This is a genomic window from Bacillus sp. NP247 (assembly GCF_018966865.1).
Classification (GTDB): Bacteria; Bacillota; Bacilli; order Bacillales; family Bacillaceae_G; genus Bacillus_A.
Genome location: NZ_CP076653.1, coordinates 3,369,591 through 3,382,131, shown reverse-complemented (window position 1 = coordinate 3,382,131; position 12,541 = coordinate 3,369,591). Strand labels below are relative to the sequence as shown.

9 protein-coding genes and 2 pseudogenes are annotated in these 12,541 nt (G+C 35.2%); 2 read left to right on the top strand and 9 right to left on the bottom strand.

The genetic code is table 11. The features are described 5' to 3' along the window. The first annotated feature begins 11 nt into the window (after positions 1 to 11). The gene (locus tag KPL75_RS17600; RefSeq protein ID WP_219917163.1) at positions 12 to 1,559 is read left to right on the top strand and encodes a DNA-binding protein; all 1,548 of its coding nucleotides are present in this window, start codon (positions 12 to 14) and stop codon (positions 1,557 to 1,559) included. Positions 1,560 to 1,594: 35 nt separating this feature from the next. Here the strand turns inward: KPL75_RS17600 and KPL75_RS17595 are convergent, their stop codons facing one another. The 4 genes and pseudogenes from KPL75_RS17595 to KPL75_RS27445 form a co-directional block, all read right to left on the bottom strand. After that, on the bottom strand, positions 1,595 to 3,316 hold the full coding sequence (locus KPL75_RS17595) for a DUF2339 domain-containing protein (RefSeq protein WP_219917162.1): 1,722 nt from the start codon (positions 3,314 to 3,316) through the stop codon (positions 1,595 to 1,597). A 138-nt stretch (positions 3,317 to 3,454) separates the two neighbouring features. Next, entirely contained in the window at positions 3,455 to 4,756 is a 1,302-nt protein-coding gene (gene brnQ, locus KPL75_RS17590) for a branched-chain amino acid transport system II carrier protein BrnQ1 (RefSeq protein ID WP_219917161.1), read from the bottom strand. 155 nt (positions 4,757 to 4,911) lie between these two features. Beyond that, a pseudogene (locus KPL75_RS17585) lies at positions 4,912 to 6,068 on the bottom strand (RNA-guided endonuclease InsQ/TnpB family protein). Then, positions 6,028 to 6,186 (bottom strand): annotated as a pseudogene (locus tag KPL75_RS27445) (IS607 family transposase); the annotation flags it as partial. The pseudogenes KPL75_RS27445 and KPL75_RS17585, both read right to left, overlap by 41 nt. A gap of 418 nt (positions 6,187 to 6,604) precedes the next feature. On the opposite strand from KPL75_RS27445, the gene KPL75_RS17580 reads away from it, so the two are divergent. After that, the gene (locus KPL75_RS17580) at positions 6,605 to 7,990 is read left to right on the top strand and encodes a peptide MFS transporter (protein ID WP_002204414.1); all 1,386 of its coding nucleotides are present in this window, start codon (positions 6,605 to 6,607) and stop codon (positions 7,988 to 7,990) included. 30 nt (positions 7,991 to 8,020) lie between these two features. On the opposite strand, the gene KPL75_RS17575 is transcribed toward KPL75_RS17580, so the two are convergent. The 5 genes from KPL75_RS17575 to KPL75_RS17555 all read right to left on the bottom strand — a co-directional run bounded on the left by KPL75_RS17575 (position 8,021) and on the right by KPL75_RS17555 (position 12,037). Further along, positions 8,021 to 9,088, bottom strand: a complete 1,068-nt coding sequence (locus KPL75_RS17575; RefSeq protein WP_219917160.1) for a YHYH domain-containing protein — start codon at positions 9,086 to 9,088, stop codon at positions 8,021 to 8,023. Between the two features lie 141 nt (positions 9,089 to 9,229). Further along, positions 9,230 to 9,862 (bottom strand): class A sortase, encoded by a 633-nt coding sequence (locus KPL75_RS17570; RefSeq protein WP_219917159.1) that lies wholly within the window; start codon positions 9,860 to 9,862, stop codon positions 9,230 to 9,232. Positions 9,863 to 9,977: 115 nt separating this feature from the next. Continuing rightward, positions 9,978 to 10,451, bottom strand: coding sequence for a DUF2178 domain-containing protein (locus tag KPL75_RS17565; protein WP_219917158.1), 474 nt, complete (start codon positions 10,449 to 10,451; stop codon positions 9,978 to 9,980). Continuing rightward, positions 10,444 to 10,662: a helix-turn-helix transcriptional regulator gene (locus KPL75_RS17560; protein WP_219917157.1), complete on the bottom strand. Its 219-nt coding sequence runs from the start codon at positions 10,660 to 10,662 to the stop codon at positions 10,444 to 10,446. The genes KPL75_RS17565 and KPL75_RS17560 overlap by 8 nt, the downstream gene beginning before the upstream one ends. 112 nt (positions 10,663 to 10,774) lie before the next feature. Then, the gene (locus KPL75_RS17555; protein WP_219917156.1) at positions 10,775 to 12,037 is read right to left on the bottom strand and encodes a 3D domain-containing protein; all 1,263 of its coding nucleotides are present in this window, start codon (positions 12,035 to 12,037) and stop codon (positions 10,775 to 10,777) included. Between the last annotated feature and the right edge of the window lie 504 nt (positions 12,038 to 12,541).

Below are 12,541 nucleotides of genomic sequence, written 5' to 3'. Positions count from 1 at the left end.
GGGATTCTTCTATGAAGAATAAAAAATGGATTCAATTTTCTTTAGCAACAGCAATCACACTTAGTATAGGGAGTTCTTACATTCCGTCTACTTACGCCGAAAGCTCCGTAGACCCAGCTCCTGAAATTACTGCAAAAGTTGTAAATCAAAACAATGGTAAGAAAGTATTATTCGATAATACACACGGTCAAACGGCTGGGACAGCTGATTGGGTTATTGATGGTGGTTTTTCTGATTTCGGAAACGGCATTGCCCAAAACGGATATCATGTAAAAGAACTGCGTAAATCAACACCTATTACATATGACGATTTAAAAAATTACAATGTGTTTATCGTTCCCGAAGCCAATATTCCTTATAAAAAATCTGAGCAAGACGCAATGTTACAATACGTGAAAAATGGCGGCAGTATTTTCTTCATTGCCGATCATTATAATGCAGATCGTAATAAAAACCGCTGGGACTCCTCAGAAGTGTTCAATGGATATAGACGCGGGGCATGGGATAATCCAGCAAAGGGAATGTCTACTGAAGAAACAACTTCACAAGCTATGCAAGGAGTAGAAAGCTCTGATTGGCTATCCGATAATTTTGGCATTCGCTTCCGTTACAATGCACTTGGTGATGTTTCAGCTAAAAATATCGTCTCACCTGCACAATCATTCGGAATTACAGAAGGCGTTTCATCTGTAGCAATGCATGCCGGCTCTACTCTTGCGATTACAAATCCAAAACTAGCGAAAGGTCTTGTGTATCTTCCAGAAAATCCATCAAAATGGAATAACGCTGTTGATAGCGGCGTTTATAACGGCGGTGGTGTTGCAGAGGGGCCTTATGCTGCTATTTCGAAAGTTGGCCTTGGAAAAGCAGCCTTTATTGGTGATTCTTCTCCTGTTGAAGATGCTACGCCAAAATATGTTCGCGAAGACTCAGGTCAAACAAAGAAAACTTATGATGGTTATAAAGAAGAAAACGATGCTGTTCTATTAGAAAACATCGTGAATTGGTTAGCGAAGCAAGAAACATTTACAAGCTTAGATCAAGTGAGTGGCTTACAGCTTGATGCACCTACAGCTCTACAAACATTTGAACAACCAAGTTTATCAACCGAACCACAACCAGAACCTTGGAGTGCACCAAACGCTGGTTACCAATGGTTTAATACAAATACATTTAAACCTGGTTCATACGGATATAACGGCGCAGTAACAGCAAACGATTATACGATTACACGCCCTAGCATTCTACCAAACAATGAAGTGTTCCAAATAAAAATTCAAGTAAATAACTTATTACCAAACACAACATACAATAATTACTCTTTAGGTATATTCACTACTGGCGGTACACAAGTAGCAAAAGTTCAAAATACAAATGGTACTTGGCCATCTACTTTTGGATATAGTAGTGCATTCTCTTTCACAACAAACAGCTTTGGTTCTGCTGAGAAAATTGCAAACGTACAACTTGATTCAAATACAACTGGACAAGCAACACTTCGTCTAAGACAAAACACAACAGCGAAATATAATGAGGCTGTAACGATTAATAAGAAGTAAAAGAAAAGGCAATCCAAATGCGGATTGCCTTCTTCTCACTCCTCTTCTTTTGAGAAAAACATTCTTGAAATAACGATACCTATACTACCAACGATTAAGAATAACACCGCCCTAATCATCATCGACACCTCTGGTAGGTCGAGAAGGAATAACTTCCCTACTGTTACTACTAATACGACTAAGCCAGCATATAATATTTCGTTCATCTGTCTATAACGGCCAAACCAAACTGCAAATAACGCATATACCATCCATAATAACGATACAGATACGCTAATTATACTTCCATCTGTAGAAAGAACTTCACCGATCCTAGTAATTGTAATAAATACAATGACCATTAACGAGTAGAGCGCTATGGAATAAACATATTTACCAAAACTCGCTAACACTTCTTTCGCTTGTCTCATGCAATAATAGAACGTTCCTATCAAAATAACATGAGCGACAAATCCTGTCGAAATGAACTCATCAAACGGACTAAAAATCGTCTGTACCATTCCAATGGCATAAATCGTTACACTTACATACAATTTAATATTTTGCTTTACTTTAATAGCAGTAACCATACCAAGGAAACCTTGTAACAATAATACGATTGCTGCATTCACCAAACTGTACTCGTATAAAATCGCTAAACTAAATGACCCCATTGCAAAGCCAAATATTAGATTTGTAAATACAGAATGTTTATTCTTCCTATATTCAAGTGCGAACATAACAACATGCACAAATGCACTTATAACTAATCCCCACGTTGTAAATTCAGGAGTTTGAGAAATGGCTACAATAAAGAAAACTGCACTCGCACTAAATATCGCCAATCGTGCTTCTTGTATAAAACTTCTCTCCGAAAACATATGCCAAAATAATAGCAAGTGAATTGCGCCGTATACAACTGTTAACTGTACTTGCACATTCTCTACTAATATTGACATAACAGTAAAGAAGACAAATAGGACAATTGCCGCCACAACATAAGAAATCATATACAAGTACTTATAACGGTTTCTCAATGCATACCATAATAGACTAATTGTTAATATCGTCTCATAACTAAAGAAAATATACGTATTAGGAGTCGTACTATTTAACAAGAAAGGAACAAAAAATGCTCCCACCGCTATGAAAATAGCGAGGTATTCCGATCTATATCTTTTCGCTAAATAAATCCCTAAAATAACCCATATAATGTTGCAAATAAACGCAATACTTGCAGGAATAAATTCATATAAATAATGTGCCGCAAACGTCGTTAAAACAATTCCAGTAATACTTCCTCCAGCTAATACTAACCCTAACGCTTGCCGCTCTCTTTTAATTTGTATATCTCCTACATAATACAAACCGGCAGATAGTACTATACCAAATACAACCCGTATTGCTGGTGTTAACAATCCGGCATCTACCCCTGCTTTAAATAACCAAATAACGCCAAGTAGCATAATACCGACAAATATGCGTGGTAACCATGTTTGACAAAACTTTATAATATTAAATGGTTCTGGTTTAAATACAGATATATCTACTTGTTTCACCACTGGCTCTTGCATGGACTCCCTCTTCTTAACAACATCTTCTTGTAACTTTTCATTACTTACTGCTTCAATATATTCTTTCTTTTCTTTATTAACATTTTGTTGAACTTTATCTACTTCTATTTTTCTTTGTTTCGCTTTCAATTCATAAAGTGTCTCTTGCATCGTTTCAATTGCCGTTTCGAGCGCTTCTATTTTCTTATTTAAATCCTCCTTCATACAATCCCCCCTCATCAGCGACTTTTCGCTTGACCTATATATTACCAATTACCTTTATCATACTCTTAGTCTATTCATTTTCAATATTATTTTCCCAAAAAAGAAAGGTGTTTTCCGAAATAGGAAAACACCTCTTACTTATTTATTCTTATTTATAGCAATACTAACAATTACACCGAGGCAGGCACCTACAAATGCCGGAACAATCCAACCTACACCTTCTGAATAAAACGGAAGCATTTTTAGTAGTGGTGTCCATTTATTCATCAGTACACTTTTGTTTAAAATATCAATCGCACTAAATAACGCTACGATCCCAATCGTTACCGAATATACGTATACATACTTCCCAATATACTTATGGAATAACCCTAAAATAATAAGCGTTAGTGCAATTGGATAAATAAATCCAAGAATCGGTACCGATACTTTTAAAATTTGCGTTAATCCTAAATTAGCTAAAATCATACTCACAAAACTTAATATAAATGCCCAAACTTTATAAGACACTTTCGGAAATACACTTGCGAAAAATTGACTACAAGACGTAACAAGTCCGATTGAAACACATAGACAAGCGACAGTAAAAATAAGACCTAATAAAACTAACCCGCCTTGTCCAAATAATGTCGTCATAACTTGCGCCAATACTTTCGCACCGTTATCAAATGTACCCAATGAACCGCTAATTGAGCCAACATATCCAAGAATGACATAAATAATAGATAATAAAAGCCCTGCTCCAATACCAGCAATACTCATATATTTCGCTAAACCTTTATCATCTTCAATACCTTTTGCACGCAAAGCATTTGCAATAACAATCCCAAATATTAAAGCCGCTAACGCATCCATCGTTAAATATCCGTCTAAAAACCCTTGGAACATCGGAGCTTGTCCATAGTCCCCTATTGGCTCTTTCACATCTCCTACCGTTGTAAACATACTCTTTATAAAAATAAGTGCAATCATACATAATAATAACGGCGTCAATACTTTTCCGAACAAGCCCATTAATTTAGACGGTGATAAACTTAACCAGTAAACAATACTAAAGAAAATAGCCGTGTAACATAACAAAACTAAGCTACCCGCTTCTGGGAACAACTGACCTGGTCCCATTTCAAAAGCTAAACTTCCTGCACGTGGTATACCAAGACCTGGTCCAATAAATAAGTACACAATACATGGAAATATAATTGCAAACGAAGAATGAACCCTGCCCGCTAACGTTTGAAAGCTTCCCGCTTTCGCAATAGCGATAACCCCTAATATAGGAAGCCCTGTTGCTGATATAATAAAACCTAACAATGCAATCCATACATGTTCTCCTGCTTCATATCCAAGGAAAGGTGGAAATATAAGATTTCCCGCTCCAAAGAACATAGAGAATAACATAAGACTAATAAGTAAAATTTCTTTTTTCTGTAACAATTTCATTTCTTTCTGCTACTAAAAATATAGAAAAATGTACATTCTTAGAGTATTCCTGCTTCTATGTGTCCTGCCTCGCCACTAACTCGCTACTGCAGTTTGCTGTGACACTCCACAGGCGTAAATTCCGATGTAGCCCACCGTACATATATACAATCTATTTACGTTAGTATTGTATATTTTTTTGCTTGTAAAAGGTTGATTGACGCGTTCCAATCTCTATCCATTACATTTCCACATTCACATGTATATACTCGGTCAGAAAGCTTTACATTCGTTTTCTTTTGACCACAACATGAACATAGCGTTGACGATGGATAGAACCTGCCTACTTGACGTAGTTCAATTCCATATTCCTCACATTTCGCCAATAACCATGTTTTAAATGTATAAAAGCATTGCTTAGCAACTGCTTTAGATAGATGTTTGTTCTTCATCATACCTTTTACATTCAAATCTTCTACTGTAATAAACATTGGCTTGGTTTTCACCACATCATTTACAATAGACCTTACATACGCTAATCGAATATTTGCTAGCCTGGCATGTAGTTTTTGCACCCTAAGAATATTTTTATCTATATTTGCTCTTTTGTTAGTAACAGATTGTTCACCTCTCTTTTTTTTATTTTCAAATTTACGCGATAAAGAACGTTGCTCACGTTTTAAGCGTTTTTCTATCTTTTTTACTTGCATTGTTTTATTAATGTTTTTATGAATGATACCATCGCTACGTATAGCGAAATCCTTCACTCCTAAATCAATCCCTACACCTATTTTATTGAGTGTTAGCTTCGTTTTTGTTTCTTCTAATTCGCAAAGCACAGATACAAAATATCTTCCTGCTCTTTTACTTATCGTTCCACTTTTTACAATCACGGTTTTGGGGATATCCCATATTCTTTTAACCTCATCCAACCAATCGTTGGGACTTTTACTCGATGTCTTTCTACTGTCCAATCTGTTTTGTTGTTTTTAGGGAAATAACATTTGACATCTTCATTCTTCTTTTTCTTATAGCGTGGAAATCCAGATAAGCCCCGAAAAAATCTTTTAAAAGCTTTATCTCCATTCATAATGGCTTGTTTTACAGCTTTACTCGACACTTCTTTAATCCACTGGTCACACTCTTTTGCATGGATGTTGTTTAGCCATTTAGAAAAGTCATAACCACTAAGAAATTTCCCCTCGGATTCATATATCTCTTTGTTTTTAGCGAGATACAGATTGTAAATATATCTGCACACTCCAATCGTTTGATTGATCTTAGCTATTTGCTCACTTGTCGGTTTTATCTCTATAAAATATGCTCTTCTCATATCTCTTTATCCTCCGACATTCTTTGTATTTTCTCAATCCATATATCCTACGACTACATACATGAATGATAGATAGCAAATCTTGAACAAGTGCTTCTTGTGGAGATCGTTTTTCATGTATCTTTTTAATTTCGATAAGCAGTTAAAATACCTTGATTATCCTATCTTTTCAATATTTCAATAGACCTATGAATCATTCCAAAAAATACTTTCGACATATACTGCTGTTTCATAATTACATTGTAATACATATATCTATGATTGCTTACTTTTTCGATTAAGGCTTAAAACTCCTTCTTCAATTTCACCTCTCATGAAATCAATTCCACACATAAAAAATGCGGTAATCCGCTTCCTTACAAAGAAAACATAGTCCATAGTCTATCACAAAAGAAACACCCATTCTATAGCTATTTCCCTTTTCAAATTTCTTCTGAAAAATCAACCTTTATTGACTTATAATAGTTAATAAGGTAAAATATTAATCATACAAAACTATTAACTTTGTTTTTTGCTTGTGTCAGGAGGAAAATATTATGGAATCAGCGATACAACTAGAAAGAGAACAACAAAGAAAAAAGAAACATCCTCCAGGTTTATACTTACTCTTCTTTACAGAAATGTGGGAAAGATTTAGTTACTATGGATTACGAGGATTATTAACATTATATTTAACGACAGCTTTAGTAAGCGGTGGTCTTGGGTTTAGTCCAGCGTGGGCACTCTCTATTTACGGATTCTATACTGGTGCTTGTTATTTCACACCATTAATCGGTGGATACTTAACAGACCGTTTTCTAGGTAAACGAAAAGCCATCACAATTGGTGGTATAACGATGGCAATTGGTAACCTTACACTATTTGCCTTGCAAAACCAAGTCGGCCTATACCTCGGATTAGCGCTTATTATTATCGGTAATGGATTCTTCAAACCGAATATCTCTACACTTGTTGGAGAATTATACGAAGAGCACGATCCAAAGCGTGATAGTGCATTTACAATTTTCTATATGGGTATTAACGTTGGCTCGTTTTTAGCTCCACTCGTTTGCGGATTTTTATCAGAAAATTTATTCAAAACAACAGTAGATGGCGTTGTTCATTTCGGATTCCGTTACGGCTTCTTAGCCGCTTCAATCGGAATGATCATTGGACAAATTTTATTTACAACACTATCTAATCGCTTCCTTGGTGATATTGGTAAAAAACCAACCCGCGATTTACAAACAACAGATGGACAACCAACAGTAGGAAATACACCATTAACAAAAAAAGAAAAACAACATACAGCAGTTATCGTCATTTTAACGTGCTTCGTTGTCTTCTTCTGGGCTGGCTTTGAACAAGCTGGTAGTTCGTTAACATTATATACAAATAAATTCGTTGACCGCTCCGTATTCGGATGGGAAGTACCAACGTCTTGGTTCCAATCGGTCAATCCGTTATTTATTATTTTACTTGCACCAGCCATTTCAGCATTATGGGCGAAACTGGCAACTAGAAAAAATGGTGACATGAAAATCCCAACAAAAATGGGACTTGGTATGATCTTACTCGGTATCGGTTATATTGTTCTTGTTATCGCTACATTAAAAACAGGCAGTGACGAACATAACATTACAGAAAAAGCAAACTTACTATTTATCGTCTTTACGTATCTTTTCCATACGTTAGGTGAGCTATTCTTATCACCTGTCGGGCTATCAATGGTTAGTGCTCTCGCTCCAGTAAAACTAGCCTCTTTATTAATGGGCGTATGGTTAGCAAGCTCAGGTATTGCTAATATTTTAGGCGGACAGCTTGCAAGCTTCACAACTTCACTTGGATATGCAGAAGTATTCACAGTTATTGGCGCTGTGGCGATCGTTTTAGGTTGTGTTTTATTATCAATTTCTAAGAAATTAGTGAAATGGATGGATTAAAAAAAGATGAGGAATTTTCCTCATCTTTTTTTACGCTTTCTTTCCCTTTTCTATTGCTTGTTCATACAAGCCTTTATGTTCTTTATATTCACTTGGCACGAAACTCTTATAGAAGAACGAAAGCCAACTGTCTCCTTTTTTATATCCTTCTTCTCGAATTTCCGCTGCCTTTTTATTTGATTTAAATCCTTCCGTAAACCATTTCTTTAATGTTTCATTCTTTTCATACTTAGCAGGAACTTTTAAGTCGTAGTTTTCAAGTGCATATGTATATCCAGCTTTTTCCGCCATTTTTTGGGCAGACTTATATCCTTTTTCATACGCGGTTTCATATGCTTTCACATATGTACCCTTTTCAGTATTTCCAGGTTTCTTTTCAGCTAATTCTTTACCAGCCTTTTCACCAAGTTCCGCTTGCTCTTTTTCAACTTTTTCTGTTCTCTCTTTATTCCCTACTTGGAAACCTTCTGCAAAGTTCCCCTTAAACTCTGGAGCAACTTGACTATCATCCATCGTCTCTTGTGCTAAACCTTGTTTTTTTCCTTTTTCAAAATGCATTTTTTTCTGCTCTTCTAAAGACCAAGCTGCAGCATAAGCAGTTGTAAATGCTTGTTTATATGTATCAGATTTTCCAGCTAAATGCCCTTCCGCATTGTTTTTTCCTGCTTTAAAATCTGTCTCTCCACTTTTTTGACCTTCAACTTGCCCTTTTTCCATATCTGCTTGGCGCTGCGCTTCCTCTTGCTTACGCGCTTCTTCTGCTTTTCTTTGCTCCTCAGCTATACGTTGTCGCTCTTCTTCAGCTTTACGTTGTTCTTCCGCAGCACGTTGTTTCTCTGCCTCTACCTTACGCTGTGCTTCTGCTTCTACCGCACCATTATTATTTTGACTAGGTGCAGGGCTCGTTGTGCCACCGCTAGAAGCTGGTTTATTGTGATAATGGTATTCCCCGTACTGTAATCCCCATTTTTCACAATTAGTACGACACGTATGCCCCCCATTAGCATCCGTTCGTCCCGGATGTGCATAAGCAGAAATTGGTGCTACCAATAATGCTATACTTGTTGTTAAAAGAAGTTTTCTCACTTGTTGTTTCACTTTTGTTCCTCCCAAAATCTAGAATTATAAATTTCATTATACAGAAATACAAAAATACTTAAATACAAACTAAAATATTCTATTATTTCTCAACATTAGTAAAAAAGAAGGTCAACTCTTTAAAGAGTTGACCTTCTTTTTTTACTTCTTCGCCTTCGTTCCTACTAAATCACCAGCAACAACATAACGCTTAGAATTATCCTTCACAGATACACATGTAATAAGCGTTATTTCATCCTTCCCATGATCCTCTACAACTTCCCATTTATCAGGAGTTACTTCAGATACACCAGTAACCGCATACTCATATTCATTTTCATTGTCATACAAATAAATTTTATCGCCTTTTTTCAAAGAGGATATATCACTAAATAAAACACCTTTTTTAGACATGTTATGTCCTGCTAGTGCGTAATTCCCTTTTCCCATAACTTGGTTTTCCTTTACTGTCGCTGCACCTGATAATAGATTTTTTTCAGTAGAAGCTTTTAAAACAGGAAGTTCTACTGACACACTTGGAATCGAAATACGACCGATTACTTGCTTTTTATCTAATGATGCATCCGCTACCTCTGCCAAGTCTGGTTGATTAATTTTGGAAGCATCTACAAATTCCGTCTCATGCTTTTCATAATCCATCTTTTGAACAGTCTGTACATTTTCAGTCTGTTTCTTTTCAGCCTGATATCCATCATAAAATGGCTTTCCGATTAATACACCACCTACAACAAATAGAAGGATTGCTACTATACTATAAATTCTTTGCTTATTCATATACAATTCCTTTCCCTTACAAAATCTTACTCTATATAAAATGATAAAATAATATTGCTATATGTACAAGTATAAGCTGAAAGAAACCTTCTTGCTGGTGCAAGAAGGTTTCTTTTTAAGCTAATTTATTTCTGTATAATGATACGTGGAAGACTGTCATTTGAATAAAGAAAATAGAAAATATAATATACAGTGGGTATCCAGGAAGATATTCATTAATAATAGGCGAAAAAGTTAAAAATCCAACTGCACAAGGTAACACATACCATAACGAAACAAAAGTTGTTCGACAAGCTTTCTCCGTAATCGCTTTTTCACGTTCATCTTCTAGTGGAAATAATAATGGATACATCCAAAAAGATAAATTTTTATATTTTTTCTTTTGAATTCTATAAAAAATTGTAACTATGATAGCTCCAATAAATAATAAAATGAATGGCACTCCATTAAACCACACTTCAAATGGGAACTTCTCATTTTTAATTATATCTGTTAGCTCTGTAGTAACACTATAAAATTCAACAAATGTCCAGCATGCTAACGCAGTATAAAGCACGTTTACGATATAAGAAAAACCAATTCTATTCATCCTCTTCCCCCTCCTTATTTAAAAGAAACACATCTTCCATCTTTAACTCAAACACATCACAAATCGTTAACGCTAGTAACAATGAAGGAACATAATCCCCTTTTTCAATTGCAGCGATTGTTTGTCTCGTCACCCCAACCTTTTCTGCTAATACACTTTGCGTAAAATTAAAGCGAGCTCTTAATTCCTTCACTCTGTTTAAAATGGTCAAATTTACCACCTCTCACCTTTATTGTATGCTACACTTAACAAAATGTAAACCCGACTTAACATTATTTTTACAAAAAAATCCAACCTTACGCATTGTAAAGTTGGATTTCGTTTTAGTTTAAAATTGTAACTTTAACATTTTTTCTGCCCCAATTACTAGATGAAGCTTTATCTGGCATTAAAACGTCGATTTTGTGACCTTTAATCGCGCCACCAGTATCTGCTGCAATTGCTTGCCCGTATCCTTCAACATATACAGTAGATCCTAATGGAATAACACTTGGATCTACTGCAATTAATTTCATTCCTGGGTTTGCCGTTAGATTATAGCCTCCCCATGCAGAATATACTTGTTGACCTGATGCATAACCATTTTCAGATGGATCTGCTGTATAAGCTGTTGCATGTACATAAAGTTCTTTTCCACCAGCAGTCGGTTTAGAAGGTTGCGCAGGTTCTACCTTCGAATTATTATTAGCAACAGGTTCAGCTGGTTTATTAGCTTTTTCTTGCTTTTGTTTTTCAGCAATTTCTACTTGTGCTTTCGCTAAAGCTTCTTGCTCAGCCTTTGCAGCTGCTTCTGCTTTCGCACGCTCTTCCGCTGCAATTCTTGCTGCTTCTTGCTCACGAGCAATTGTTTCTTGTACCGCCTTCATATTTGACTCAATTTTAGCTTTCTCTTCCGCTGCTAAATTAAGTTGGCTTGCAACCTGATTATATTTAGCTTGAACTGCTTGTAAGTTATCTTGACGTTTTTTCAAGTTATCTTGCAGTTCAGCTTGCGCTTTTGCTAATTTTTGTTTGTCTACTACTAAAGATGCTTCTTTTTCATCAATTGTTTTCTTATCTTCTTCAATTTGACGAAGATCTTGTTCTTGTAGACGTAAAATTTCTTTATCTGCTTCTAGAATAGTAGTAACTGCGTTCATACGTTGTATGAAATCTGCAAAGTTTTTTGATTCTACAACAACTTCTACTACTAAACTTGTATTTGAACTGTTTTGAACAGAAACCATACGTTTTCTCATAATATCCTTACGAGCAAGGACTTTATCCTCTAAAACGACAATTTCATTCTTTTTTTGTTCAATCTGCTTATGTGTTTCATCGATTTTACGTTGAATAGCAGCTTGATCCTCTTTATTTTTTGCAATTGTATTATTTAAATTATGTAGTTCGTTTTCGATACCTTGAATTTCTTTAGTAACAGCTTGCTTCTCTTGCTCTTTCTTCTGCATATCTGCATCGTTTTGCTGCAATTGCTGTTGCATGTTGTTAAGTTTTTCGTCGTTTGACTCTGCTTTTACAGCGACTGTACTAGAAAGAACAATAATTCCTGCTAATAATAGACTACTGATTCGCTTAAAATAGTTCATAATCCGACTCCCTTCTTATACAGTTATACATGATTTATTTTACAGTTTGTTTACAAAACCATTAAATACAGTTTATTTTTCATGACAAAAAAAAGGGAATTGTGAATAAAATGTAATAGATTCTTAAATATTTAACAATTCCTATATTTAAAAATTATAAAAAATGCTAAAATCCAAATATAGAGAAATTAAAAATCCTAAAGGCGGTTGAATTAAATAAAATGTTTACTCAAAAGAAATCACTCCAGCATAAAATTGATCAACTAGAAACTCATATACATGAACTAGAAATAGAATTAAAACAAAAAGATGTGGAAAAACAAGAAATTATATCTTCTATCCATAATCGTGTAAAAAGCGTTATGCAAGAGCACGAACTTGTAAATAACCAACATCATACACTCCAAAACTTAATTCAACAATTGAACGCATGCTTTGAAAATGTTTCTATGCGTACTACACATTCCAATGAATTAAATAACGAAATGCTACAAAAAGAGCAAA

Coding starts and splice junctions, on each gene's coding strand:
- KPL75_RS17580 (WP_002204414.1), top strand. CDS start 6,605: ATGGAATCAGCGATACAACTAGAAAGAGAACAACAAAGAAAAAAGAAA.
- KPL75_RS17555 (WP_219917156.1), bottom strand. CDS start 12,037: ATGAACTATTTTAAGCGAATCAGTAGTCTATTATTAGCAGGAATTATT.
- KPL75_RS17565 (WP_219917158.1), bottom strand. CDS start 10,451: ATGAATAGAATTGGTTTTTCTTATATCGTAAACGTGCTTTATACTGCG.
- KPL75_RS17570 (WP_219917159.1), bottom strand. CDS start 9,862: ATGAATAAGCAAAGAATTTATAGTATAGTAGCAATCCTTCTATTTGTT.
- KPL75_RS17600 (WP_219917163.1), top strand. CDS start 12: ATGAAGAATAAAAAATGGATTCAATTTTCTTTAGCAACAGCAATCACA.
- KPL75_RS17595 (WP_219917162.1), bottom strand. CDS start 3,316: ATGAAGGAGGATTTAAATAAGAAAATAGAAGCGCTCGAAACGGCAATT.
- brnQ (WP_219917161.1), bottom strand. CDS start 4,756: ATGAAATTGTTACAGAAAAAAGAAATTTTACTTATTAGTCTTATGTTA.